The organism is Klebsiella sp. RHBSTW-00215, assembly GCF_014103785.1.
In the GTDB taxonomy this organism is placed as follows: domain Bacteria; phylum Pseudomonadota; class Gammaproteobacteria; order Enterobacterales; family Enterobacteriaceae; genus Klebsiella.
The window spans coordinates 4,894,406-4,920,645 of the sequence record NZ_JABXQS010000001.1 but is presented as its reverse complement, the minus strand read 5'-3'; the positions used below and the strand labels follow the sequence as shown (position 1 = coordinate 4,920,645).

The window sequence follows — 26,240 nt, the reverse complement described above, 5'->3', positions numbered from 1 at the left end:
TTGTCATGATGGGTGAAAGTCTAGCAATTGTGGTCAAAAAGTTCAGTAACTTACTAGAGCTTATTGAACACGCGCGCTACGCGACCGGTGCCGCTAACCTGTACTGGCGATTCGTTACAGGCAACAAACGCCGATTCACCCGCGGTCAGCGTCAGGCTCTGCTCGCCTTTAGTGATAACGGCTTCACCCTCAACGCAGAACAGAATCGCCGCGCTATCCTGGGCGATGGTTGACGCCTGCGCAGACAGGTCGTGCAGAGAGAAGGCGAAATCATCGACCGGGATCGGGAAATCCAGCTCCGCACCGTGGGTCACTGGCTGAGTCAGCAGCTCACCCGCAGGTTTGGCTGTAAATTTAACGTTAGCGACCAACTCTGGAATATCAATGTACTTCGGCGTCAGGCCCGCGCGCAGAACGTTGTCCGAGTTAGCCATCACCTCCAGCGCCACGCCCTGCAGGTAGGCGTGCGGGGTTTCCGCAAACAGGAACATCGCCTCGCCTGGGTTCAGCTTCACTACGTTGAGCAGCAGCGGAGAGAAGAGGCCGCTATCGTCCGGGTAGAACTCGGCGATCAGGCGAATCGTCTGCCACGGTTCTCCCTGCTCGCTGTCCAGCGCGGCCTGCAAGACGCTTAAGGCGTGCGCTTTCTCATCACCTTTCATATTCAGCAGGCTGGCAAACAGCTGGCTCAGATGTTCACCGTCCGGCTGTGCAAGAAACTGGGCAATGGCCGGATGGGCATCGGCTACCGGCTGCAGCAGATTGACGATATCGGCAAATTCGCGGAAGGCGTTCATGGCGAGGAACGGCGTCAGAGCAAAAACCAGCTCCGGCTTGTGGTTTGGATCTTTATAGTTACGCTCGGCGGCATCAAGCGGGATCCCGGCAGCGTTCTCTTTGGCGAAACCAATTTCGGAGGCCTGTTTGTTCGGATGAACCTGAATAGATAGCGGCTGTGCGGCACACAAGACTTTAAACAGGAACGGTAGCTCGCCGAAACGCTCTGCCACTTTCGCCCCGAGCAGGGCGGTTTTATCGCCTTCAATCACTTCACGCAGCGAGCGCGGAGTACCGGCGTCATCCAGAATCTGCGAGCTGCTCTTCGGATGCGCACCCATCCACAGTTCTGCCATCGGCAGGTTGTTCGGGTTGGCGATCCCATAAAGTTCGGTTAAGGCGGTATGACTTCCCCAGGCGTAGTTTTGCACTGAGTTGATGAGCTTTTGCATTCTCAATCCCTGTTTCCACTTGATAGTAATGGCTCTATTAAACCAGCAAACGCCCGATAAGCAACCGGCGCGAAGAAAAAGTCGTCCTGGTCTCAGTTTTTGTTAAGAAATTGTGTAAAATCGATCGACTCGCTTTTCTACGGGCAAATGGAGTGTCTGCCTGAAATATAATCAGCCAAGCAGTAAGTGAGAGCACAATGTCGAATAAACCGTTTGTATATCAGGATCCTTTTCCACTGAAAAAGGACGATACCGAGTACTACCTCCTCAGCAGTGATTACGTCTCCGTCGCCGAATTCGCCGGCCAGGAAGTCCTGAAAGTTGAACCTCAGGCGCTAACGCTACTGGCACAACACGCTTTCCACGACGCCTCCTTTATGCTTCGCCCGGCTCATCAGCAGCAGGTCGCCGATATCCTCAACGACCCTGAAGCCAGCGAAAACGATAAATACGTGGCGCTACAGTTCCTGCGCAACTCGGACATCGCCGCTAAAGGCGTGCTGCCGACCTGCCAGGATACCGGCACCGCGATTATCACCGGCAAAAAAGGTCAACGCGTGTGGACCGGCGGCGGCGATGAAGCGGCGCTGGCGCAGGGGGTCTATAACACCTATATCCAGGATAACCTGCGCTATTCGCAGAACGCCGCGCTGGATATGTATAAAGAAGTGAACACCGGCACTAACCTGCCTGCGCAAATTGACCTCTACGCCACCGACGGCGAGGAGTACAAATTCCTCTGCATTGCTAAAGGCGGCGGCTCGGCGAACAAAACCTATCTGTATCAGGAAACCAAGGCGCTGATCACCCCGGCGAAGTTGAAAAACTATCTCGTCGAGAAGATGCGTACCCTGGGAACCGCTGCCTGTCCGCCGTACCATATTGCCTTTGTCATTGGCGGCACCTCGGCGGAATCTACGCTGAAAACCGTAAAGCTGGCCTCAACCAAGTACTACGATGGTTTGCCGACTGAGGGCAACGAGCACGGTCAGGCTTTCCGCGATATTCAGCTGGAGCACGAGTTGCTGCTGGAAGCGCAGAACCTCGGCCTCGGTGCGCAGTTCGGCGGCAAATACTTCGCTCACGATATCCGCGTTGTACGTCTGCCGCGTCACGGCGCATCCTGCCCGGTGGGCATGGGTGTTTCCTGCTCGGCGGATCGCAATATCAAAGCGAAGATTAACCGCGAGGGGATCTGGCTGGAGAAACTGGAGAGCAATCCGGGGAAATTCATTCCCGAGCATCTGCGCCAGGCCGGTGAGGGCGAAGCGGTTAAGGTCAACCTGAACCAGCCGATGAGCGATATTCTGGCACTGCTGTCGCAGTATCCGGTGTCGACCCGCCTGTCGCTGAGCGGCACCATTATCGTGGCGCGCGATATCGCCCACGCGAAGCTGAAAGAGATTATCGATAACGGCGATGAGCTGCCGCAGTACGTGAAAGATCACCCGATTTACTATGCGGGACCGGCAAAAACACCGGACGGTTATGCTTCCGGCTCCCTCGGTCCAACCACCGCAGGCCGTATGGACTCTTACGTTGACCTGCTGCAAGCGCATGGTGCGAGTAAGATCATGCTGGCGAAAGGCAACCGTAGTCAGCAAGTCACCGAGGCCTGTCACAAGCACGGTGGGTTCTATCTTGGCAGCATCGGCGGCCCGGCGGCGGTGCTGGCGCAGCAGAGCATCCGCAGCCTGGAGTGCGTGGCCTACCCGGAGCTGGGGATGGAAGCTATCTGGAAAATTGAAGTGGAAGACTTCCCGGCGTTTATCCTGGTGGATGACAAAGGCAATGACTTCTTCCAGCAGATCCAGAGTTCGCAATGCACCCGCTGTGTGAAATGATCTCAGCCGCCCTCCGGGGCGGTTTTTTTATGCCGCTTTGCGGCACGAACCACCAAAACAACTTAGAGCCTATCTCAGTAGGCGTTATTGTTGCAGCCAGTTTGAACACGGACAGCGCGGAAAAACCGGAGCGTACACGGAGTACGTGAGGATTTTGAGCACTGCCCAGGTTCAAAATGGCAAATAAAATAGCCCTAATGGGATAGGCTCTTATAAAACTGACCCATACTTAACGCTTCAAGCAAGTGAGCTTTGTCGCTATTACACACTTTGAATTCAAGGAGAAAGTAATGACAACGCATCGCAGTGAAAAAGACTCGATGGGCGCCATTGACGTGCCCGCAGATAAACTATGGGGCGCGCAAACCCAGCGCTCGCTGGAACATTTCCGCATTTCGACGGAAAAAATGCCGGGCGAGCTTATCTATGCGCTGGCGCTGACCAAGCGCGCGGCGGCGAAAGTGAACCACGACCTCGGCCTGCTGGCGGCAGAGAAAGCTGATGCCATTATTCGGGCCGCTGATGAAGTGCTGGCGGGTAAGCATCCCGACGAGTTTCCGCTGGCCATCTGGCAAACGGGTTCTGGCACCCAGAGTAATATGAATATGAACGAGGTGCTGGCTAACCGTGCCAGTGAACTGCTCGGCGGCGTGCGGGGGATGGAGCGTAAAGTTCACCCTAACGATGACGTCAATAAAAGCCAAAGTTCCAACGACGTTTTCCCGACGGCGATGCACGTGGCGGCGGTTATTGCCCTACGCGTAAAGCTGATCCCCCAACTTAATGTGCTGAAAAAGACCCTCCACGATAAATCCGTTGCCTTCAACGATATTGTCAAAATTGGCCGTACTCATCTACAGGACGCCACGCCGCTGACCCTCGGCCAGGAGATTTCAGGTTGGGTGGCGATGCTTGAACACAGCCTCAAACACATCGACTATGGCCTGCCGCATCTGGCGGAACTGGCGCTGGGCGGGACAGCGGTCGGAACTGGACTGAACACGCATCCGGAATATGCGGTGCGGGTCGCGGCGGAACTGGCGAGCATCAGCGGTCAACCGTTTGTTACCGCGCCGAATAAATTTGAAGCGCTGGCGACCGTTGATGCGCTGGTGCATGCTCATGGGGCGCTAAAAGGTCTGGCCGCCTCGCTGATGAAAATCGCCAACGATGTGCGTTGGCTGGCATCCGGTCCTCGCTGCGGGATTGGGGAAATCTCCATCCCGGAAAATGAACCGGGATCGTCGATTATGCCAGGTAAGGTCAACCCGACCCAGTGTGAAGCCCTGACCATGCTGTGCTGTCAGGTGATGGGTAACGATGTGGCGGTGAATATCGGCGGCGCGTCGGGTAACTTCGAGCTTAACGTTTATCGCCCGATGGTTGTCCATAACTTCCTGCAATCCGTACGCCTGCTGGCCGACGGCATAGAGAGCTTTAACGAGCATTGCGCGGTGGGGATTGAACCTAATAGGGAACGCATCAGCCAACTGCTGAATGAGTCGCTAATGCTGGTGACCGCGCTGAATACCCATATCGGCTACGATAAAGCGGCGGAAATTGCCAAGAAGGCGCATAAAGAGGGGCTAACCCTGAAGGCTTCCGCGCTGGCGCTCGGCTACCTGACGGAAGCCGAGTTCGATAGCTGGGTACGCCCTGAAGAGATGGTCGGCAGCATGGCTACTCGCTAGCCAGCCACAGGTGCAGCCTCGGGATCATTAACCTGAGCGACTGCGCCTGCGGTTTATAGCGGTACTGCACGTTATCGGCATCATAGTTCAGCAACTCCCCCAGGTCCGGCACGCTCACGCCTTTGGTGCCGGATATCAGCGTAATCAGTGGCCCGGGGCAGGCGTATTGCACCTGCTTTTGCTCCCCGGTATACCAGACCCGGGCGATGGGCTGCACTTTCACCGGCCGTTTGATCTTAAGCTTTGCCCGCTGCGGCAGGGCGGCAATATCCTGATACTCCCGTTCCAGCTTGCTTTGCCACTGTTCGCGAGTCCACGGTGGAACCGCGCGCGGCGATTGCAGGCTTTTCTCCAGTTGCATCAGCACCTGATCGCGGGTCAGGTTTTTAATCATATGCTTATTGGCCCAGCCGAAACGGATGGTGCTCGGGTCACGCAACGGCGTCAGCGTGCGGTAGGCGCTGAGGGTAATCAGGCCCGGAAGATGGCGATGGACCCACTCGAAGCGCGCGGCGCTGGGGAGTCCGGAATCAATGGTGACAATCTTCTCGAAGGTCGCTTTGAGGGCGTTGATATGGGCGATTTGGCGCAATAATTCAGCCTGCTCATTGATATCGGTTTGCAGACAAATTGCCCCTGGCAAACGCACGGCAGCCTTACTGCTGCGACTTTCCGACTGCTGCTGGATAAACAGGTGGCTATAGTGGCTGAGCGCCATCTCCAGCGCAGTTTTGCCGGTATGCTGAACCACATTGATCGCGTCCAGCGGCTGGTGTTCGGCATCTTTGCTCACCGGCGGTAGCTCAAATACCCGGGCGGCCAGCAGGCGGCAAGCATTCAGGGACTGCCGCAGCGCCAGGAGTTCTCGCTCCAACTGACGAAAGGTGTCGTTCAAACGGTCAACAAGGTCATAGCTAGCCATATTTTCCACCTTAGTTACAACATACTAGATGTTTTTTTAACTATACGCAGGCCTCGGCATCTGCGCAAGGGCTAATCAGGTAGAGGTAAAATCAGGCAACTGGTGGTAGATAGGCCAGCTAAAACAGAAACTTGCTCCGCCCAATGGACTGGCGTCGCAATGAACCTCTCCGGCCATCGCCTGGGCGATACTGTGCACGATAGCCAGGCCGAGACCGCAGCCGCCGGTGGCGCGGTCTCGGCTGGGGTCGAGGCGGACAAACGGCTCAAAAACCCGCTCCCGTTCATCAGGCGCAATTCCCGGACCATCGTCTTCTACCCACAACGTCGCACGCGAGCCTTCTAGCGTTAGGCTCACTTGAATCCGTTGGTGACTGTAGCGCAGGGCATTGTTGACCAGATTATCCAGCACGCGTTCCATCAGGCGCATATCCAGCGCGCCATAATTTCCGGGGATGACCTTGCTTAACGCCACCTCGCGCTGTGGGTTAACCATCTGAATGTCTTCAATGTGAGCGCTGATCCACGCCGGGAAGTTGGGGGTGGTGAGCTTCAGTTCGTTTTGCGGGCGGTCAAGACGGGCGTAGGTCAATAGCTCCTCAATCAAGGCTTCCAGTTGGCCAATATCGCGGTTTAGCGCCAGCGATTCCGCTTCAGTCAGATTCTCGCTCATCTCCAGGCGATAGCGCAGACGAACCAGCGGTGTACGCAGTTCATGAGCGATACCGTCAATCAGCTGTTTCTTGCTGGCAATGAGCGCATTGATGTTATCGGCCATCTGGTTAAACGCCACGCCCAGACGCTCAAAGCTGGACATGCTGTCAAAATGAATTCGCTCGGTCAGATGTCCTTCACCAAAGCGCTGGGCTGCGGTTTCGATACGTAGCATGTCCTGCCAGTGGGGGCGCATCCAGATAAATACCGGGAAGGCCAGCGAGATAGCGATAAAAGCCATCAGCGCGATATCCAGTAGCCGCATCTCGTGCAGAAAATAGAGATAGGGCACCGGGCCAACAGAAAGGACATAGTGGCTGCGCGGAATTCGCTGGATAAAAGTGTACTGGTCATCGAGGGCGACAATATCCCCAGCGCGCAGATGCTGCATCGAATTTTCCGAGAGCTTAAATTTGCTGATCGGTTCGATATGCAGGTCGAAGGAAAGATTCAGGTCCAGTTCTTTGAGGGTTTTGCTCCAGTCGCGAGGTGGGATCTCCCGCAGCTCGCTACGCATCAGATACAGCGAGCTTTTCATCAGGTCGTCCAGCGACTGACGGCCTGCGCGCTCGGCGGTGAATTTATACACCAGACCGACCATCATGGTCATCACCAGGAAACAGACGAACAGCAGCAGGTAAAACTGCACAAACAGTTTCTTCATAGCCAGACCCGTAAATTAATTATCCCAGGCGTGCGGGGCGAACAGATAGCCTTTATTGCGTACCGTCTTGATGCGATACGGCTCAGTCGCGTTATCGAGAAGCTTTTTGCGCAACCGCGAGATAGCAACATCAACGCTGCGGTCCATTCCGTCGTAGGTCACGCCGCGCAGGTTTTTCAGCAGAGCGTCGCGGTCCATAATTTGTCCAGCATGGGTTGCCAGCTCCCACAGTAGATCGAAGTCTGCCGTGGACAGCGCGATACTTTCGCCGCTCAACATCACCTGGCGATTGACTGGGTCAATGCTCAGGGACCCAAATGTGATGGCTTTATGCGGCGTGAGCGAGGAGGGCACTCCGCCTGCTGGTGTGGTGATATGTTGACGCAGATGCAGGCGCAAACGAGCCAACAGTACAGCGGGTGGAGTGGTTTTCAGAATATAATCGCTGGCACCCATTTCGAGCGATAAAATATGGTTCATATCGCTATCTAGAGAGGTCAGCAGCACGATTGGTCCCTGCCACTGGCCGCGTAAATCCCGGCACAGCGTCATGCCATCTTTACCGGGTAACATGATATCCAGCAGCACCAGATCCGGCTTTTCTCGAGCGATGACTTCTTCCGCCCGGTCTCCACGCGGCTCCACGATGACATCCATATCGTGTTTTCCCAGATAAGCGGCGATGAGGGCACCAACTTCCGGCTCATCCTCAACATAAACGATTTTATTCATATTTTATGTGTATATGTAAAAGGGCTAACATACACTGCGATTAATTTACCTGCCATTACTCTTTTATAAACAAATGTTCTTCCGTTATGCTGCGGGTACTTGTTGTTTAAATGTTAAGGCAAAAGGAATGGGGTTGTTGATTAAAGCGCTGCTCGGGGCGCTGGTGGTTGTCCTGATCGGCGTACTGTCCAAAACGAAAAATTACTATATCGCCGGATTAATTCCACTCTTTCCTACCTTCGCGCTGATTGCACACTATATCGTCGCCAGCGAACGGGGTATTGAAGCGCTGCGGACTACCATTGTGTTCGGCATGTGGTCAATCATTCCGTACTTTATCTATCTGCTTTCGCTGTGGTATTTCACCGGGGTGATGCGCCTGCCGTTTGCTCTGGCAGGCGCTGTCGTGTGCTGGAGTCTTTGCGCGTGGCTGTTAATTATCGGCTGGAGCCGCTTCCACTAACGCAGATGACGGCCGCCGTCGACGGCGAATGAGCGGCCAGTCACATAGCTACTACTGAATAGATATTCTATAAGGTCGATAATCTCTTTTTCGCCTGGGGCAATTTTCATCAGCGATTTGTCCAGCGCCTGTCGACGGTACTCTGCATCGTCGCCTTCATTAAACAGGATAAGCGATGGGGCAATGGCGTTGACTTTAATTTCCGGGGCCAGCTTGCGAGCAAACGAGCGGCTCATGTTATCCAGCGCGGCCTTACTGGCGGCGTAGGCAATATGTTTATCGCTGCCGCGTTCCACGACGTAATCAGTGATGTGAATAATATCGCTGGCAGCATGGCCGTGACCGCTCAGCAGGCATTCCAGCACATGGTTAAGCAGGTAGGGCGCGTTGACGTGAATTTGCATCATGCTGGCAAGCACCGTGGTTAACGCAATTCCCTGCTTTTCCGCCATCCAGCCGCTGGCGTTATGAATGATGGCTCGCAGACCGCTGCTGGCGTGCGCTTTCACCTCTTCAGCGAAAGCCAGAATGCTTTCGTCGGTGCTGAAATCCGCATGCAAACAGATAGCCCCGGCTTCACGCAGAGCGTCGATAGCCGGATAGTACGTGCGGTAGCTGATGATAACGGGCTGTTGTTGTGTCAAAAAATGGTGGGCCAGGGCGAGGCCAATACGACGACCTCCGCCTGTTATCAGAATCGGGCGAGGCTGGATTTCAGCCATGGGTATCTCCTTTGAGTTCAGCGGCAGGGCAACCGCTTACCCCACCAGCATCCACGTTGCCGGCACGGCGGCAACCAGCAAAAAACCAATTAATGCCAATTCACGGCGTTTGAGCGAGCGATCGTGCTGGTGTGTACGACGGGCATACAGGAAAACCAGAAGACCCGGGGCGTAAAGTATCACCGACATCAGCAAATGCACAGGGCCGGACGCATATAATAACCATAAGCCATAAATGCAGGCTCCGACACCCACAGCCTTATGCAGCGGGCGGACCGCAATCTTCAGCAGAAATGCGCCAACGAGGAAATAGGGGACCAGAATCATCTCGGAAGCGATAGTCAGTAGCGTGTTGTAATCCGATCCGGTGAGCCAGATCAACACCAGTGAAACCTGCACGCTGATATTGGTGAGCCACAACGAAGCCGACGGTGCGTTATTTTTATTCTGTCGCGCGAAGAGGCGCGGGAACGCTTTATGCGTTGCCGCCAGAAATGGGACTTCCGCTGCCATAATTGTCCAGCTCAGATACGCCCCGCAAACTGAGATAATCAGCCCTGCGGCGATAACAATCTCGCCCCATGACCCCATCATTTTGACCATCAACCCGGCCATCGAGGGATTACGAATTTCCGCCAGCTCAGCGCGCGGAACCACGCCCAAAGAGAGCAGCGTCACCAGCAAATATACTGCCAGTGCCGACAGCACCGCCAGTAGCGTGGCGCGTCCTACGTCCTGTTTATTGCGAGCGCGGGCGGAAACCACCACCGCGCCTTCAACGCCGATAAACACCCACAAGGTGATCAGCATGGTATTTTTCACCTGCTCCCACACCGGTACGCCTAGCGCCAGGCCGCTAAAATCGAGGCGGAAAGTCTCCAGGCGAAACGCGATGGCGGCCAACGCGACAAACGCGCCCAGCGGCAATAGCTTAGCGAGCGTTGCGGCCAGGTTGATACCCGCTGCCGTCTGCACCCCGCGCAGAACGAGGAAATGCACCACCCACAGCAGTACGGATGCCCCCACGATTGACTGCCAGGTGTTGCCATCGCCAAACAGGCGCAGTTCTGGGGTATCGGTAAAGAAGCTTAGGGCGGAGAAAACGATAACCAGGTAGGAAACATTAGCGATAACCGCGCACAGCCAGTAGCCCCATGCAGAACAGAAGCCAATCAGCTCACCAAAACCTTCGCGGGCGTAGGTAAAAATGCCGCCGTCGAGTTCGGGGCGAATTCGGGTCAGCAGCAGCATGGCGAAGGCGAGAAACAGAATTCCCACACCAGTAATCGCCCAGCCGATAAGCAGAGCGGAAGGGCTGGCGACGGCCGCCATGTTCTGCGGCAAACTGAATACACCTGCACCCAGCATCGAGCTGAGTACCAACGCGGTCAGGGCGCTAAGGCCCAGTTTCTTATCCATTGCATTCCCGAGGTGATAACCATAAAGCTAAGAATATTTATTTTGCGAAATCGCATAAAAATGGAGGATTGCGCTAAGGCGCGGGATTTTACGGAGTGTTTTGTATGCATGCAATGGAGAGAAATGAAAAAAAGCAAAAAGGCGACAAAGCGTCGCCTTTTTGTTCAGTCGGGGAACTGTTATTTGTACAGGTCGGCGCTGATGGTGATGTTGCCACCACGTTCCTGCCACTGACGGGTGATGTGATAGTACTTCGCGCCTTTCTTCGCTGCGCGTTTTGCCGTCTGATAAGAGATTTCAGTCATGTTACCGTAGTTGCCGGTGAACTTGATGCTGTCATAAGGAACCATCTGTGCGGCGGTGATTTTGTTCACTTCTTCAACTTTAGTGCCATCCGGCAGCGTGACAGTGTAACGCCCACCTTTAGAGGATTGCGTTTCAAAGAAGCGACCTACGCCGGTACCTGAACCCACGGCGGCGGTGGTAGCAACGCCTGGGATTTCAACTTTTTTGGCTGCGTCGCCGCCTTCAGCCAGCGCGGCGCGACCGGCTTCTGAATCAGCCGGGATCGCGTCCGGGCTTTGCAGGACGCGTTTTTTCGCATCCGCTTTATAGACGTAAGCGGTAATGCGCTGGTTGCCGCCCTGGTTAGCATCAACCTGGCGCACGATAAAGAATGAGGCTGCGCCTTTGGCTTTCGCCGCTTTGGTGATCGCGTCGTTGACTTCCGGCTGGCTGCGGTAGAAGCCCTGGACGGTGACGGTATCAAACGGTTCCAGCTCAACGGCCTGGTCTTTAGGCAATTCCATAACGCCGTTGATAATGCGATTTTTTGGCGCGTCGGCCTGCGGGGCGTTTTCTTTATAGAAATCTGCCGTTACGCGCAAATTGCCGCCGCTGCCGAAATCAGACGTGTCGACAACATAAAAGGAAGCTGCGCCTTCTTTGTCCGCTTTACGGGAAACGGCCTGCACCGCGTCGCCGATGGCGTTAAAACGGCCTGTGACCACTACGCGGTCGTAGGGCTTCAGCGCTGCCGCCTGCTCTGGAGTCAGCTCGGTCGCTGCATGCGCAGACAACGCGGTCGTAGCCAGAAGAGCAGACGCCAGGAGTGAGTTCTTAAGCTTCATAAAAATAATCCTTTGCCTTGCGCAAACCATGTACTGGTATTGTTGTTGACTGAAAACGTTTGATTATTGCATTTATCGTAAGTGACTGTCTGCGTCAATTTTCAGTTGTCGCCCGAAACGTATAGTGCAGAAATATAACATTTTTCGATATGTGGAAAAAACAGCCGCTTGACCAGCAAAATCGATAATCCATATCACTTTCATAAGTTAACGTAATGTTAATGTGATGTTCCGGATGGTAATAAATGGCGAATTAACCCATCATCCAGGCGAAATATCAGGTGTTGGCGTAAAAATGAGGTAAATATTGCTGCCTGACACGGTTAGCCGTGAGTTTTACCAATAAAATCAAAATTTCTGTTTTATCGCTGTAGATCACAATCGGTATTTTCAGTAGGTTATAAAAAGTTTGTTACTGTTTCATTTTTTCAGACATATGTCAGGTTGCGCTTTCTTTCGCCACCGGACGGTCGTTTGTGAGAAAAGTAAACCATCATCAAAAACCGATGGAAGGGAAAACTATGCGTATTGGTGTACCAAAAGAGAGACTAGCCCAGGAAACCCGGGCAGCCGCCACGCCGAAAACGGTGGAGCAACTGCTGAAACTCGGGTTTAACGTCGCGGTAGAAAGCGGCGCCGGTAAACTGGCCAGTTTCGACGACGAGGCTTTTGTCGAGGCCGGGGCAGAGATTGTTAGCGGTAATGACGTGTGGCAGTCAGACGTCATTCTGAAAGTTAACGCGCCGGATGACGATGAGATCCAGTTGCTTAACCCCGGCACGACGCTGATCAGTTTCATCTGGCCTGCGCAAAACCCGCAGCTGATGGAAAAACTGGCGGCACGTAACATTAACGTGATGGCAATGGATTCGGTGCCGCGTATTTCCCGCGCCCAGTCGCTGGATGCGTTAAGTTCAATGGCTAACATCGCCGGTTATCGTGCGATTGTCGAAGCCGCTCATCAGTTTGGTCGCTTCTTTACCGGGCAGATCACCGCCGCCGGTAAAGTTCCTCCCGCCAAGGTGATGGTTATCGGGGCAGGGGTTGCGGGCCTGGCGGCCATTGGTGCTGCGAACAGCCTCGGCGCGATCGTCCGCGCGTTCGATACCCGTCCGGAAGTCAAAGAACAGGTGCAGAGTATGGGCGCCGAGTTCCTGGAACTGGATTTTAAAGAGGAAGCGGGCAGCGGCGATGGCTATGCCAAAGTCATGTCTGAAGCCTTTATCAAAGCTGAGATGGCGTTGTTTGCCGCCCAGGCGAAAGACGTTGATATCATCGTGACCACTGCGTTGATTCCGGGTAAACCCGCACCGAAGCTGATTACCCGCGAAATGGTTGACTCCATGAAACCTGGCAGCGTGGTGGTCGATTTGGCGTCGCAAAACGGCGGTAACTGTGAATACACCGTATCGGGTCAAGTGGTAACGACCGCTAACGGCGTGAAGATCATCGGCTATACCGACCTGCCGGGCCGTTTACCGACTCAGTCCTCACAGCTGTACGGCACCAACCTCGTCAACCTGCTTAAACTGCTATGCAAAGAGAAAGACGGCAATGTCGTTATCGATTTTGATGATGTCGTTATCCGCGGCGTTACCGTGGTTCGCGAGGGTGAAGTCACCTGGCCCGCACCGCCCATTCAGGTTTCTGCTCAACCGCAGGCGGCAGCGAAGAAGGTTGAAGCACCAAAAGCTGAGGCGAAACCGAGCTCGCCGTGGCGCAAGTACGCGTTGATGGCGCTGGCGATTATCCTGTTTGGCTGGCTGGCAAGCGTGGCGCCGAAAGAGTTCCTCGGCCACTTTACCGTTTTTGCTCTCTCCTGCGTGGTGGGTTACTACGTCGTGTGGAACGTTTCTCATGCGCTGCACACGCCGCTGATGTCGGTGACAAATGCTATTTCAGGCATCATCGTCGTGGGAGCATTACTACAGATAGGCCACGGCGGCTGGGTTAGCTTCCTGAGCTTTATCGCGGTGCTGATCGCCAGCATTAATATTTTTGGTGGTTTCACCGTCACTCAGCGCATGCTGAAAATGTTCCGCAAAGGATAAGGGGTAACAAATGTCTGGTGGATTAGTTACAGCTGCATACATTGTTGCCGCGATCCTGTTTATTTTTAGCCTGGCAGGGCTGTCTAAACACGAAACCTCTCAGCAGGGCAACTACTACGGTGTGGCCGGGATGGCGATTGCGCTGGTGGCGACCATTTTGGGGCCGGACAGCAGCAACGTCGCGTGGATCCTGCTGGCGATGGTTATCGGTGGCGCTATTGGTATTCGTCTGGCGAAGAAAGTTGAAATGACCGAAATGCCGGAGCTGGTGGCGATTCTGCACAGCTTCGTAGGTCTGGCGGCGGTGCTGGTAGGCTTTAACAGCTACCTGCAGCATGAAACCGGCATGGAACAGATTCTGGTCAATATTCATCTGACCGAAGTGTTCCTCGGCATCTTCATCGGTGCGGTGACCTTTACCGGTTCCGTTGTCGCGTTTGGCAAGCTGTGCGGCAAGATGTCCTCCAAGCCGCTGATGCTGCCGAATCGCCACAAGCTGAACCTGGCGGCGCTGGTGGTTTCTTTCCTGCTGCTGGTGGTGTTTGTTCGTACCGACAGCGTAGGCATGCAGGTTCTGTGCCTGCTGGTGATGACCGTTATCGCGCTGGCATTTGGCTGGCATCTGGTGGCCTCTATCGGCGGTGCAGATATGCCGGTCGTGGTTTCAATGCTGAACTCCTACTCCGGTTGGGCGGCAGCGGCGGCGGGCTTTATGCTCAGCAACGACCTGCTGATTGTGACCGGTGCGCTGGTCGGTTCTTCCGGTGCGATTCTGTCTTACATCATGTGTAAGGCGATGAACCGTTCGTTCTTCAGCGTGATCGCAGGTGGTTTCGGTACCGATGGTACGGCTGCCAGCGGTGATGAAGAAGTGGGCGAACATCGCGAAATCAGTGCTGAAGAAACGGCAGAGATGCTGAAAGAGTCGCACTCGGTGATCATCACCCCAGGCTACGGCATGGCGGTAGCGCAGGCACAGTATCCGGTCGCGGAAATCACTGAGAGACTGCGCGCGCGCGGGATCAAAGTGCGCTTTGGTATTCACCCGGTAGCCGGGCGTTTGCCTGGTCACATGAACGTGCTGCTGGCTGAAGCGAAAGTGCCTTACGACGTGGTGCTGGAGATGGATGAAATCAATGATGACTTCTCCGATACCGACACCGTGCTGGTTATCGGCGCGAACGACACCGTTAACCCGGCCGCGCTGGACGATCCGAACAGCCCGATCGCCGGTATGCCGGTGCTGGAAGTGTGGAAAGCGCAGAATGTGATTGTCTTTAAGCGTTCGATGAACACCGGCTACGCTGGCGTACAGAACCCGCTATTCTTTAAAGAAAACACCCACATGCTGTTTGGCGATGCCAAAGCCAGCGTCGATGCAATTCTCAAATCTTTGTAATGTAAAGCGTTTAATTTAAAACGTTTACTTCTTAAGCCGTCTCTTCTGAGACGGCTTTTTCATATGCATGATGAAGCCATTAATTGCTCATAAAATAGTCAGCCCGCAGTGTTATACTCAGTTCGTTTTCCCACCAAACTGAGGATATTATGGATACCGAGTTAACCCCCACGCAATTGGCCATCGAATTTCTGCGTCGTGACCCCACCGTTTTAACCCCTGCGCAGTACCTGAAAAAGCTAAAACTGCTGGAGCTGGAGTTTGCCGACTTAATGGCGCTCTCATCCATGGAGCTTAAAGAAGAGATCGATCACGCCTGGCGTTTAGGTATCCACTAACGTTTCGTTACCGGCATTTGCTGTTGATGACAGGGGCCATAAAGGGCCCTTTATTTTTGCCTTGAACATAAAAAATCCCCCGCGTAGGCAGGGGATAGTTTTTATTACAGTCTATTTAAGCGCTGGCTAATCGTCTTCGTCGTCATCCAGTTCAACCGGCGTCTGGTACTGATCCGGTTTCAGCGCCAGCAGGTCGCAGCGCAGGTGATCGATAACCTGTTCGGCAGTATTGCCGAGGAAGGCCGCCGATAACCCGGTGCGCCCGATGGTACCCAGCACCACAATCCCTGCCTGCAGATGCTCAGACAGGTCGGGAATCACTTCTTCAGGTAGACCTTTCTCAACGTGGGTGCGGCTTTCATCAATGCTGAATTTCTGCCGTAACGCTTTCATCGCCAGCAGATGCTGACCGCGAATGGCGTCGTTATAGATACTGGGGTCAAAATCAGGCAGTTCAATCGCGATATTGATTGGCGTTACCGGATAAGCGCCCACCAGATGAACCTCGGTATGGTTAACCTGTTCCGCCAGTTCAATTGTTTCTCTTACCAGCTTCTCATTGAGCGCGTTGTGGTAATTCTCTTCGCTGGCGAGGTTGACCGCCACCAGCGCTTTACCCCCTTCCGGCCATGGCTGATCTTTAACCATCCACACCGGACATGGACATTTGCGCAGCAGATGCCAGTCTGTCGGGGTGAAAATAACCGCTTCCAGCCGGTCGTGCTGGTGCGCCATCTTCAGGACTAAATCATGCTTATCGCTGATGATTTCCTGAATAATGGCCTCAAAGGGACGGTTGTGCCACACCACTTTGATGTCGATGGGAATACCGGAATCAATATAAAATTTGGCCTGCTCGCGGATCCAGGCGCTACGCTGGCTGATAACGCCCTGGCGCATGGCCGTGCGTTCATCAGGGGACAGCAGGGTGGTCATCTCATAGGAAAAATCATAGATCGGCAAAAAGGCTTTGATGCGTCCACCAATCCTTTGGTGCAGATACACCGCACGCCGCAATGCAGGCTGGTCGTCCTGATTGGGGTCAATTACTACCAGCATGTTCTGATACTTTGCCATACAGGGTCTCCTTACAACTGTAACCACAGTTCGTAATTAAAAAGATAACCTATATGGATGAAATGAAACAGGGGATGTGCCTGGCCAGATCAACAAATTAGAAAAAAATTCGCGATCTGGCCCAGTAACAGAAGTGTTATCAGGCGACGTTGCGGGCCTGACCGGCAAGTTGTGCCAGCAGGTCGCTATTTTCGATGGTGATATATTTGCCTTTAACCGCCAGCATACCGCTTTTCTGGAAACGCCCCAGCAGGCGGCTAATGGTTTCCACCGTCAGACCCAGATAGTTACCGATATCGCCACGGGTCATGGTCAGACGGAACTCACGCGGGGAGAAACCACGTTGAGCGAAGCGACGGGAGAGATTATAGATAAAGGCCGCCAGGCGCTCTTCTGCGTTCTTTTTGGAAAGCAGCAGGATCATGTCCTGATCGCCTTTGATCTCGCCGCTCATCAGACGCATCATCTGCTGGCGCAGATTCGGCATTTTACCGGAAAGATCGTCCAGGGTTTCGAAAGGAATTTCGCAGACCATTGAGGTTTCCAGCGCCTGAGCAAAGCTCGGGTGGTGGCCGGTGCCGATGGCGTCAAAACCCACCAGATCGCCCGCCAGGTGAAAACCAGTAATTTGTTCATCACCCTGTTCAGTGATGGTGTAACTCTTGATTGTGCCAGAACGAATTGCATACAGCGATTTCAGTTCATCACCGGCTTTGAACAAGGTCTGTCCTTTCTGGATAGGCTTTTTCCGCTCGATGATGTTATCAAGCTGATCAAGCTCATGCTCGTTCAGAGTAAAAGGGATGCAAAGCTGGCTGATGCTGCAATCCTGGCAATGGATTGCACAACCGCCAGACTGAATGCGTCGTATAATTCGCTTTTCCGGGATCATAGGTCTGCTCAGGCTTTTAATTGATATTGGTCAATTTTAACATCTTTTTGGTGAGCAGGTAAGCCTCGAACCTCTGAAACACGTAATATTAAGAGGGTAAATCAATTATCCCTCTTATCTGCTTGATTACGAATGAGTTGTTGGAACGTATGGGATTGTAAAATTACCGGAAGATTCCAGAAAAGGCACATACGGTCAAAGAAGCAAATACCCCTCGTGGCGCAATAACCACTCTTTTCGTTGTACGCCGCCAGCGTATCCGGTCATGGTGCCGTTGCGCCCGATAACGCGATGGCAGGGTACCACAATACTGACTGGGTTAGATCCGTTCGCGGCACCGACCGCGCGCGCAGCACCAGACCGACCCAGCGTTTCCGCGAGCTGGCCGTAGTGCATGACCTGCCCGCAGGGTATGGTGCGCAGCGCTTTCCAGACTTCACGTTGAAACGGCGTGCCTGCGGTAGCGGTAGGAAGGGTGTCGATAATGCTCAGATCGCCTGCAAAATAGTCGGCGAGCTTACGGCTTAAATCACCCGGATTTGTGGCGGCAACGCGCTGGTAACCTTCGCGGCGATAGTGCAGTTCCAGCAGTTGCTCCATGCGATCGCTATGCTCTTCCCACTCCACTGCGCGTAGTTGATATTGCTCGTCGCAAATGATCCACAGCGGCCCCATTGGGGTATCGATTTTGTCCTGCAGCAGCGTCAGCATCGTTATTCCTCTTCCCTTGTATTAGGCCAACAAGATATCACGCGGCCCGCGCGGGCAACTATACCTCCAAAAGATAAACATCTCTGGCGGTAAAACAACGTAAACGGATTGAGGGCGCAGGGCGTCGCCGCTATAGTAATCCCCGGTGGTAGCTGGAGGAACGCGCATGAATCTTGACGACAAATCCCTATTTCTTGGCGCTATGGAGGACGTACAGCCTCTGAAGCGCAATAACGACGTTCACTGGCATCCCGAGCGTAACGCTCGTCCCGTACAACGGGTAGACACCCTACAGCTCGATAACTGTCTCACCACCGGCTATCTCGATATTGTACCGTTAGCCACCGCGCTGGAGTTTAAGCGCGAAGGGCTGCAATCCGGGGTGCTGGATAAACTGCGACGCGGCAAATATAGCCAACAGGCAAGCCTGAATCTACTGCGTCAGCCGGTTGAACAGTGTCGACAACTGCTGTTCGCCTTTGTGATTCAGGCGCAGAAGGAGGGACTGCGCAATTTGCTGATCGTTCATGGCAAAGGGCGCGATGATAATGCTCACGCCAATATCATTCGTAGTTACCTGGCGCGCTGGCTGGTGGAACTCCCGGAGGTTCAGGCCTTTTGTACCGCGTTAGGGCACCACGGCGGCAGCGGCGCGTGCTACGTTGCTCTGCGCAAATCTGCCGAGGCAAAACAGGAAAACTGGGAGCGCCACGCCAAACGCAGCCGCTAGCGCATCAGTAACGTCAGCTCCCGGGCCGCTTTTTGCAGCTCGGGCAAATCTCTTTCCAGCATCTCACGCGTTGAAACCTGCCCGGCATGAACGCCGACGTTAAGCGCCGCCTGAATTTGCCCCTGCGGGTTAAACAGCGGCACCGCCAGCGAGCGTAGCCCCATTTCCAGCTCCTGATCGTTAAGCGCGTAGCCTTGTTGATGAACGCGTTTAAGTTCAGCACGCAGTTTCGCTACCGAATCGACGGTTTGCGGGGTATAGCGAATCATCGTTACCCGGCCCAGCATATCGTTGAGCTTCTCTTCCGGTTGATGACTCAACAGTACCCGTCCCATCGAAGTCGCCCACGCGGGAAGGCGGCTACCGATATCCAAATCAATGGTCATAATTCGCGAACTGGAAGCGCGGGCAATATAGAGAATGTCGTCGCCATCAAGCGTCGCGATAGAGCAGGACTCATTAAGCATTTCGCTTAAATGCTTCAGCACCGGCTGCGCGGATCGCGCCAGCGGCGTGGAGGCCAGCCAGGCGTGCCCCAGAGCCAGAATCCTCGGGCGCAGCTGGAAATTTTTGCCATCCTCGGCGTAAACAAAACCTAATTTGCTCAGGGTATACAGGCAGCGACGCACCGCCGCACGCGGAATACCGGTCTTCTGGCTGATTTGCGAGATGGACAGCAGTGGGCGCTGTGGGGTGAAGGCCTGAATCACTTCCAGCCCGCGCGCCAACGAAGCCATAAAGTTCGGATCGCCCTTAAACGGATCGCTATCGCCCGTCAGTAAATCGTCTGGATGTTTCTCCATTTTCGTCTCCGTATTTGCCATCGATCACATTCTTTCGCTAAAGATATACGATGTTCGATTATCGCACCATATTTCGATTATCGCCCTTGACCAACATCGTTAAGCGGGTCACATTTTGTGCGAACAACGAATAAAAGTGCGATACCGCACATACAGGAGCGACCTGATGATTGATAAAAGCGTGTCGACGCTAAGTGATGCCATCGCTGGGATCCACGACGGGGCGACCATTATGATTGGCGGTTTTGGCCCCGCCGGTCAGCCGACGTACCTGATAGATGCTCTGATAGAACAGGGGGCCCGTGATTTAACCATCATTAACAATAACGCGGGTAACGGCGAAGTAGGCCTGGCGGCGTTACTGAAAGCCGGGCGGGTGCGCAAGATGATTTGCTCGTTCCCGCGCCAGGTTGATTCACAGATTTTTGATGATCTCTATCGCCGCGGCAAAGTGGAGCTGGAGCTGGTACCGCAGGGAAATCTGGCGGCACGCATTCAGGCGGCAGGTGCCGGTCTCGGTGCAGTATTTACTCCTACGGGTTACGGTACGCCGTTGGCTGAGGGTAAAGAGACCCGCGAGATCGACGGCCGTCATTACGTTCTTGAATATCCCATCAAAGCAGATTTCGCGTTGATTAAAGCCCATCAGGGCGATCGCTGGGGCAACCTGATTTATCGCAAAGCGGCGCGTAACTTCGGTCCGATTATGGCGACCGCCGCGCAAACCACCATTGTGGAAGTCTCGCAACTGGTCGCCCTGGGGGATCTCGACCCGGAAAGCGTTATCACGCCGGGAATTTTCGTCCAGCGTGTCTATTCCCTGGAACACCTGATTGCTGCCAAAAGCGCCTGAGGAACCCATTATGCAAAAACTGACTCGCGATGAGATGGCCCAGCGCGTGGCCCGCGATATTCCTGAAGGCGCTTATGTCAATCTGGGCATCGGCCTGCCGACCCGTATCGCTAACTATCTTCCGGTGGATAAAGAAGTGTTCCTGCACAGCGAAAACGGTCTGCTCGGGATGGGGCCGAAACCGCAGCCGGGGGAAGAGGACCCGGAGTTGATTAACGCCGGGAAAGAGTATGTGACTCTGCTTCAGGGCGGTTGCTATTTCCACCATGGTGACTCCTTCGCCATGATGCGCGGAGGCCATCTGGATATCTGCGTCCTTGGAGCCTATCAGGTCTCCGCCCGCGGCGATCTGGCGAACTGGAGCACCGGGGCGCCCGATGCCATTCCCGCCGTCGGTGGCGCGATGGATCTGGCTATCGGCGCGCGTCAGGTGTTCGTGATGATGGATCACCTGACCCGCGATGGCGAATGCAAACTTGTCGAACACTGCACTTATCCGCTGACCGGCGTTGGCTGCGTCAGCCGCATCTATACCGATCTGGCGGTGATCGATATCAGTGAGAACGGCCCGGTGGTGCGGGAAATCTTTAATGGCCTCTCTTTTGAAGAACTGCAGCGCATCACTCCGGTGACGCTGACTTTCGAGCAACTGGCGGAAAGCGCGTAAGGAACCTATGATGAATCAGGCATTTATCTGCGATGCGGTGCGTACACCGTTCGGTCGTTTTGGTGGTACGCTGGCGACAATGCGTGCCGACGATCTGGCGGCGCTGCCGCTAAAAGCGCTGCTGGAACGTAACCCAGGCCTTGACCCGGCGCGTATTGATGATGTGATTTACGGCTGCGCCAACCAGGCCGGGGAAGATAACCGCAACGTTGCCCGCATGGCGCTGCTGCTGGCCGGGCTGCCAGAAAGCGTGCCGGGCAGTACCGTTAATCGCTTGTGTGGTTCCAGCCTTGATGCGATCGGCATCGCAGCGCGCGCGATTAAAAGCGGCGAAACTCAACTGATGATTGCCGGTGGCGTCGAAAGCATGTCGCGGGCACCGTTTGTGATGGGCAAGGCGGAAAGCGCCTTTAGCCGAACGATGCAGATGGAAGACACCACCATCGGCTGGCGCTTTATCAACCTGCAGATGAAAGCGCTGTATGGCGTTGATTCAATGCCAGAAACTGCCGAAAACGTGGCGGGTGATTTTGCCATTTCGCGTGCCGATCAGGATGCGTTTGCGCTGCGTAGCCAGCTGCGCACTGTGGCTGCGCAAGCAGCTGGACGCTTTGCCGATGAGCTGATCGCCGTTTCGGTCCCGCAGCGAAAGGGTGAAGCGCTGCTATTTACCCAGGATGAACACCCGCGCGGCACTAGTGCAGAGGCGCTGGCGAAACTACGCGGCGTCGTGCGTGCTGATGGCTCGGTCACGGCGGGTAACGCCTCCGGGGTTAACGACGGTGCCTGTGCGCTATTGCTCGCCAGCGAGCAGGCGCTTACGGCGAATGATTTACAGCCGCTGGCCCGTGTGGTCGGCGTGGCGACGGCGGGGGTTGCGCCGCGCATTATGGGGTTTGGCCCGGCACCGGCGGTGCGTAAGGTTCTGGCACAAACCGGCCTGACCCTTGGGCAAATGGACGTCATTGAGCTGAATGAAGCCTTCGCCGCCCAGGCGCTGGCGGTGACGCGCGATCTGGGGTTGCCTGACGATGCTGCGCACGTAAACCCAAACGGCGGCGCCATTGCGCTGGGCCATCCGCTCGGGGCTTCAGGTGGGCGTCTGGCGATGACTGCGGCGTATCAGCTGCGGCGAACCGGCGGGCGCTATGCGCTGTGCACCATGTGTATCGGCGTCGGTCAGGGGATCGCGCTGATTATTGAACGCGTTTAAGGAGCCATAATGAGTTTGTTGACCCCGATGATGCGCACCAGTCCGCTGACCGCCTGGTTCAGCGATGCGCAGCGGGTGCAGGGTATGCTGGATTTTGAAGCCGCGCTGGCCCATGCTCAGGCCGAGTGCGGGCTGGTGCCGCAGGCGGCGCTTAACCCGATTATCGAATCATGCCAGCATCAGCAAATTGACTTTGCGGCTTTGGGACAGGCCGCCGCCAGCGCGGGCAACCTCGCCATCCCGCTGGTAAAACAGCTCACCGCGCGGGTAAAAGCTCAGGACGAATCGGCTGCGCGCTATGTCCATTGGGGAGCAACCAGTCAGGACGCAATTGATACCGGCTTGATCCTGCAACTGCGCGGCGCGCTGGCGGAAACGGACGCGCTCTTACAACGCCTGCTTGATGCGCTGGCCAGCCAGTCCGAGCGACATCAGCATACGGTGATGCCCGGGCGTACCTGGATGCAGCATGCGCTGCCGGTGACCTTTGGTCTGAAGCTAGCGGGAACGCTCGACGCGCTGCTGCGCTGGCAGATACGTCTGCGTGAAATGCGATCAAGGGTGCTGGTGCTGCAATTTGGCGGTGCCGCTGGCACGCTGGACTCGCTCAAAACGCAAGCGCCACAGGTTGCCGCTGCGCTGGCAAAAACGCTCGACCTGAACCTTCCCGATACCCCGTGGCACAGCCAGCGCGATCGATTGTTAGAAGTGGGGGCGTGGTACGCGGGTGTTTGCGGCACTCTTGGTAAATTCGCCAATGATTTTTCCCTGCTGATGCAAACCGAAGTTGCCGAAGTCTCTGAACCGGTCGCCGAAGGTCGCGGCGGTTCATCGACCATGCCGCACAAACGTAATCCCATCTCCTGCGCGGCTATCTTGACAGCCGCTCAACGCACGCCCGGACTGGTGGCAACGCTGTATGCCGGACAGATTCAGCAGCATGAGCGCGCGCTGGGCGGATGGCAGGCGGAGTGGGAAACGCTGCCGGATCTGATCACCCTCGTCGGCGGCGCGATGGCGCAAAGCGAAGCACTGGTGCGTGAAATGCAGGTGTTTGCGCATAAGATGCGCGCCAACCTTGATATCACCCATGGCCTGATTATGGCGGAAGCGGTCACCCTGGCGCTGGTGGAGTTTATCGGTAAAGCCGAGGCCCATCATCGGGTTGAGGCCTTGTGTCGTCAGGCGATGGATGAATCTCGTTCGCTGCTGAGCGTGCTGGATAACGATCCCTTGGTCGGTGAGCATCTTTCCACCAGCCGTTTAACCCAACTGCTGGACCCGGCAACGGCGACCGGCAGCGCTGAACTCTTCGTGCGTCAGGTGATGGCGCGCTATAAGGAGCAACGTAATGAAGGTTGATTATCAGATTGACGGGCCGGACGGTGCGCCGGTCATCGTACTCTCCAATTCGCTGGGGACCACCCGGGCGATGTGGCAGCCGCAGCTCGCGGCGCTAACTCAGCATTTTCGCGTCCTGCGCTACGACACCCACGGTCATGGCGCAACCCGTAAAAGCGGCAAAGTGACGCTGGCGCAGCTTGGTGAAGATGTAATAGCGCTGCTCGATCATCTTAATATCAACAAAGCCTGGTTCTGCGGTATTTCTATGGGTGGGCTGACCGGACTGTGGCTGGGACGTTTTGCGCCTGAACGCTTTTATGGCCTGGTCGTCGCCAATACCGCAGCACGAATTGGCGATCAGTCGGGCTGGCTGTCGCGTGCCCGCGCGGTTCGTCAGGAGGGGATGGACGTTGTGGCTGCCGGATCGGCGGATCGCTGGTTTACCCACGAATTTCGCCAGAAGACGCCGGAAGTGGTGGAAGCCCTGTGCCATCAACTGACCCATAGCAATGCAGAAGGTTATGCGGACTGCTGCGAGGCGCTGGCGGCGGCCGACCTTCGCGCTGAAGTGGCGCAAATTCCACTACCCGTTTTGATTATTGCCGGGGAAAGTGACCCTGTCACCACAGTGGCGGACGCCAACTTCCTGCATCAGCAGATCCCCGCCTCACAGGTGGTGGTGCTGGCAGCTTCTCATTTATCGAATATCGAAGCACCGAAGGCGTTCAGCGCCGCGTTGCTGGGCTTTTTCCAGGGAGAACAGCATGGAAGATAAACAGCGTTATCAGCAGGGAATGGCAGTGCGCCGCAAGGTACTTGGCGATACCCATGTTGATAAAACCCTGCAAAAACTGACGCCGCTCAATGAGGAGTTTCAGGATTTTATCACCCGCTACGCCTGGGGTGAGACCTGGACCCGTCCGGGCCTCGATCACCACACCCGCAGCATGATTACCATCGCGATGCTGATTGCCCTGAACCGTGAAGCTGAACTGAAAATGCATCTGCGCGCGGCGTTTAATAACGGTGTCACCCGCGATGAGTTAAAAGAGCTGATTATGCACTCCGCGCTCTACTGCGGCCTGCCCGCAGCTAACGCCACGATGCACCTGGCGCAGCAGGTGTTTGATGAGATGGATAGCGGGTCCTGATAACAATCCCCGCCAGGCGTGATGAATTACACCACGCCTGGCGGGGAAAGAGCCTTAGTTTACTGATGCCGGATATGTTTCAACAGTTTGCTCCGCGTCATCCACCTCCGCACTCTGGCGGCGCAGCGCCAGCAGGCGGCAAATCTCCGCGTGCTTTTCTTCCGTGAAGGTAAAGCGGGACATGCACAGCAGGCGAATCAACGACCCGATTGCCGGGAGCAGGCAAATCCCGAAGAACAGGCCATTCAGCACGCTCTCGCTCTGGCTTTGCGCTTGCGGAATATAACCTATCATCGTCAGCCAGATGCCAATCAGGCCGCCACCCACCGCGACGGACATTTTTCCGGTGAACGTCTGGCCGGAGAAGGTGATCGCCGCGCAGCGTCGATGGGTATGATATTCAGCGTATTCGATGGTGTCGGCAATCATCGATGAAGTCAGAATGTTGCTCATCATGACAAACAGCGTGCTCAGGCCAAGCAATAAGAACAGCATCGCCACGTGCTGATAGCCGATAAACCACATCACCACGCGAACCACAATATCCAGCGCGCAAAGGATCATAAACAGCTGACGTTTTTGCATATGACGGGTGAGAAGCGGGGCAATCAGGCAGATGACGGCGGCGGCAATCCCCATCACGCCTATCGCCATTTGCAGGCTGCCATCGCCCAGATTGTAGATAAAAAAGTAGATATAAATGCCGTTCGCGACGTTATGAAAGACGCAAAAGAAAAACGACAGCAGAATAATAAACAGTGGCTTATTGTGACGCAAATTGCGGAAGGTATCGCGAATGGTGACCTTTTCCGGGCTTGGCGGCACGCGCTCTTTGATCTGAAAGAATCCGTTTAACATCAGCGGCAGACCCACCAGCATCACCACCAGCGCAGCCATAAAATAGCCTTTGTCATTGCTGTACTGGGCGAAGAAGGCCGCCAGTTTGGGGAAGAAAATATTAGCACAGGCGATACCGGCGTTAACCCCGAGCATAGCGGCGGTCACCGCGCGGGTACGCTGACCGGAATCGTTAGTCATCACCGAAGACATCGACCAGAACGGAATATCGGAAATGGCGTACAGCGTGCCCCACAGTATGTAGGTCACCCCGGCATACAGGATCTTAGTGGTGAGATCGGCTTCTATTTTGTAAAACGCCAGCAGGGTGACGCCGGTGATTAACAGCGGTGCGATCAGCAGGAAGTGGCGAAACTTACCGAAGCGACTGTTTAACGTATCCATGATACTGGCGAACAGCGGGTCGTGAACTGCATCCCAGGCGCGGGCGATCAAAAAGATAGTGCTCGCCGCGAGGGCTGAGATCCCCAGCACGTCAGTATAAAAATAGTTAATAAACGAACCCACTAAACCAAAGCTAAAACACTGACCTAAACCATAGCCAAAATAGGACCATAACTCGCGAGAAGGTATTTTCATGGTGCTTGCCATCGTGTGTTCCCTCACGCCCCGGCCGCATTGGGT

At 55.1% G+C, this 26,240-nt stretch carries 25 protein-coding genes; 13 read left to right on the top strand and 12 right to left on the bottom strand.

What is annotated here, in order from left to right; genetic code table 11:
- Positions 1-53 precede the first annotated feature (53 nt).
- Positions 54-1,229: a mannose-6-phosphate isomerase gene (gene manA, locus HV127_RS23470; RefSeq protein WP_182239154.1), complete on the bottom strand. Its 1,176-nt coding sequence runs from the start codon at positions 1,227-1,229 to the stop codon at positions 54-56.
- Between the two features lie 197 nt (positions 1,230-1,426).
- On the opposite strand from manA, the gene fumA reads away from it, so the two are divergent.
- Together fumA and fumC are read left to right on the top strand one after the other, a co-directional pair.
- A complete protein-coding gene (fumA, locus tag HV127_RS23465; protein WP_182239151.1) occupies positions 1,427-3,073 on the top strand; it encodes a class I fumarate hydratase FumA in 1,647 nt (548 codons plus the stop codon).
- 290 nt (positions 3,074-3,363) lie between these two features.
- Entirely contained in the window at positions 3,364-4,764 is a 1,401-nt protein-coding gene (gene fumC, locus HV127_RS23460; RefSeq protein ID WP_182239149.1) for a class II fumarate hydratase, read from the top strand.
- On the opposite strand, the gene tus is transcribed toward fumC, so the two are convergent.
- From tus to rstA, 3 genes are all read right to left on the bottom strand, one after another.
- Complete coding sequence (tus, locus tag HV127_RS23455) at positions 4,754-5,686, bottom strand: DNA replication terminus site-binding protein (RefSeq protein ID WP_182239147.1); 933 nt, start codon at positions 5,684-5,686, stop codon at positions 4,754-4,756. The genes fumC and tus overlap by 11 nt on opposite strands.
- A gap of 75 nt (positions 5,687-5,761) precedes the next feature.
- Entirely contained in the window at positions 5,762-7,063 is a 1,302-nt protein-coding gene (gene rstB / locus HV127_RS23450) for a two-component system sensor histidine kinase RstB (protein WP_182239145.1), read from the bottom strand.
- Between the two features lie 15 nt (positions 7,064-7,078).
- Positions 7,079-7,795, bottom strand: a complete 717-nt coding sequence (gene rstA / locus HV127_RS23445) for a two-component system response regulator RstA (RefSeq protein ID WP_182239143.1) — start codon at positions 7,793-7,795, stop codon at positions 7,079-7,081.
- 127 nt (positions 7,796-7,922) lie between these two features.
- On the opposite strand from rstA, the gene HV127_RS23440 reads away from it, so the two are divergent.
- Positions 7,923-8,258: a GlpM family protein gene (locus HV127_RS23440; protein WP_004119621.1), complete on the top strand. Its 336-nt coding sequence runs from the start codon at positions 7,923-7,925 to the stop codon at positions 8,256-8,258.
- Here the strand turns inward: HV127_RS23440 and folM are convergent.
- From folM to ydgH, 3 genes are all read right to left on the bottom strand, one after another.
- Complete coding sequence (gene folM, locus HV127_RS23435) at positions 8,255-8,980, bottom strand: dihydromonapterin reductase (protein ID WP_182239141.1); 726 nt, start codon at positions 8,978-8,980, stop codon at positions 8,255-8,257. The two genes, HV127_RS23440 and folM, sit on opposite strands and share 4 nt — an antisense overlap.
- A 36-nt stretch (positions 8,981-9,016) precedes the next feature.
- A complete protein-coding gene (locus HV127_RS23430; protein WP_182239139.1) occupies positions 9,017-10,399 on the bottom strand; it encodes an amino acid permease in 1,383 nt (460 codons plus the stop codon).
- Positions 10,400-10,578: 179 nt separating this feature from the next.
- Entirely contained in the window at positions 10,579-11,529 is a 951-nt protein-coding gene (gene ydgH, locus HV127_RS23425; RefSeq protein ID WP_112214366.1) for a DUF1471 family protein YdgH, read from the bottom strand.
- 521 nt (positions 11,530-12,050) lie between these two features.
- Here ydgH and pntA point away from each other — a divergent pair.
- The 3 genes from pntA to HV127_RS23405 all read left to right on the top strand — a co-directional run bounded on the left by pntA (position 12,051) and on the right by HV127_RS23405 (position 15,317).
- Positions 12,051-13,580, top strand: coding sequence for a Re/Si-specific NAD(P)(+) transhydrogenase subunit alpha (pntA, locus tag HV127_RS23415; protein WP_181486410.1), 1,530 nt, complete (start codon positions 12,051-12,053; stop codon positions 13,578-13,580).
- A gap of 10 nt (positions 13,581-13,590) precedes the next feature.
- Positions 13,591-14,979 (top strand): Re/Si-specific NAD(P)(+) transhydrogenase subunit beta, encoded by a 1,389-nt coding sequence (pntB, locus tag HV127_RS23410; RefSeq protein ID WP_112214364.1) that lies wholly within the window; start codon positions 13,591-13,593, stop codon positions 14,977-14,979.
- 149 nt (positions 14,980-15,128) lie between these two features.
- Positions 15,129-15,317 (top strand): YdiH family protein, encoded by a 189-nt coding sequence (locus HV127_RS23405; RefSeq protein WP_110274029.1) that lies wholly within the window; start codon positions 15,129-15,131, stop codon positions 15,315-15,317.
- Positions 15,318-15,443: 126 nt separating this feature from the next.
- Here the strand turns inward: HV127_RS23405 and uspE are convergent, their stop codons facing one another.
- The 3 genes from uspE to ogt form a co-directional block, all read right to left on the bottom strand.
- Positions 15,444-16,394 carry a universal stress protein UspE gene (gene uspE / locus HV127_RS23400; RefSeq protein ID WP_110274030.1) on the bottom strand — a complete coding sequence of 317 codons (951 nt, stop codon included), beginning with the start codon at positions 16,392-16,394 and terminating at the stop codon, positions 15,444-15,446.
- A gap of 139 nt (positions 16,395-16,533) precedes the next feature.
- The gene (fnr, locus tag HV127_RS23395; protein ID WP_004102577.1) at positions 16,534-17,286 is read right to left on the bottom strand and encodes a fumarate/nitrate reduction transcriptional regulator Fnr; all 753 of its coding nucleotides are present in this window, start codon (positions 17,284-17,286) and stop codon (positions 16,534-16,536) included.
- Between the two features lie 195 nt (positions 17,287-17,481).
- Complete coding sequence (gene ogt / locus HV127_RS23390) at positions 17,482-17,997, bottom strand: methylated-DNA--[protein]-cysteine S-methyltransferase (RefSeq protein WP_182239137.1); 516 nt, start codon at positions 17,995-17,997, stop codon at positions 17,482-17,484.
- Positions 17,998-18,163: 166 nt separating this feature from the next.
- Between ogt and smrA the strand changes: the two genes are divergently transcribed.
- Positions 18,164-18,727, top strand: a complete 564-nt coding sequence (smrA, locus tag HV127_RS23385; protein WP_112214360.1) for a DNA endonuclease SmrA — start codon at positions 18,164-18,166, stop codon at positions 18,725-18,727.
- Here smrA and HV127_RS23380 read toward each other — a convergent pair.
- Complete coding sequence (locus HV127_RS23380; protein ID WP_182239135.1) at positions 18,724-19,530, bottom strand: IclR family transcriptional regulator C-terminal domain-containing protein; 807 nt, start codon at positions 19,528-19,530, stop codon at positions 18,724-18,726. The genes smrA and HV127_RS23380 overlap by 4 nt on opposite strands.
- Before the next feature lie 166 nt (positions 19,531-19,696).
- On the opposite strand from HV127_RS23380, the gene HV127_RS23375 reads away from it, so the two are divergent.
- The 6 genes from HV127_RS23375 to pcaC are packed head-to-tail and all read left to right on the top strand — an operon-like array spanning position 19,697 to position 24,758.
- The gene (locus tag HV127_RS23375; protein WP_182239133.1) at positions 19,697-20,383 is read left to right on the top strand and encodes a 3-oxoacid CoA-transferase subunit A; all 687 of its coding nucleotides are present in this window, start codon (positions 19,697-19,699) and stop codon (positions 20,381-20,383) included.
- 10 nt (positions 20,384-20,393) lie between these two features.
- A complete protein-coding gene (locus tag HV127_RS23370) occupies positions 20,394-21,050 on the top strand; it encodes a 3-oxoacid CoA-transferase subunit B (RefSeq protein WP_182239131.1) in 657 nt (218 codons plus the stop codon).
- A gap of 10 nt (positions 21,051-21,060) precedes the next feature.
- On the top strand, positions 21,061-22,263 hold the full coding sequence (gene pcaF, locus HV127_RS23365; RefSeq protein ID WP_182240794.1) for a 3-oxoadipyl-CoA thiolase: 1,203 nt from the start codon (positions 21,061-21,063) through the stop codon (positions 22,261-22,263).
- A 9-nt stretch (positions 22,264-22,272) separates the two neighbouring features.
- Positions 22,273-23,625, top strand: a complete 1,353-nt coding sequence (locus HV127_RS23360; protein ID WP_182239129.1) for a 3-carboxy-cis,cis-muconate cycloisomerase — start codon at positions 22,273-22,275, stop codon at positions 23,623-23,625.
- Positions 23,615-24,382: a 3-oxoadipate enol-lactonase gene (pcaD, locus tag HV127_RS23355; protein WP_182239127.1), complete on the top strand. Its 768-nt coding sequence runs from the start codon at positions 23,615-23,617 to the stop codon at positions 24,380-24,382. The genes HV127_RS23360 and pcaD overlap by 11 nt, the downstream gene beginning before the upstream one ends.
- Positions 24,372-24,758: a 4-carboxymuconolactone decarboxylase gene (pcaC, locus tag HV127_RS23350; RefSeq protein ID WP_110274039.1), complete on the top strand. Its 387-nt coding sequence runs from the start codon at positions 24,372-24,374 to the stop codon at positions 24,756-24,758. The genes pcaD and pcaC overlap by 11 nt, the downstream gene beginning before the upstream one ends.
- A gap of 54 nt (positions 24,759-24,812) precedes the next feature.
- Here pcaC and HV127_RS23345 read toward each other — a convergent pair whose 3' ends face one another.
- The gene (locus tag HV127_RS23345) at positions 24,813-26,207 is read right to left on the bottom strand and encodes an MFS transporter (protein ID WP_182239125.1); all 1,395 of its coding nucleotides are present in this window, start codon (positions 26,205-26,207) and stop codon (positions 24,813-24,815) included.
- Between the last annotated feature and the right edge of the window lie 33 nt (positions 26,208-26,240).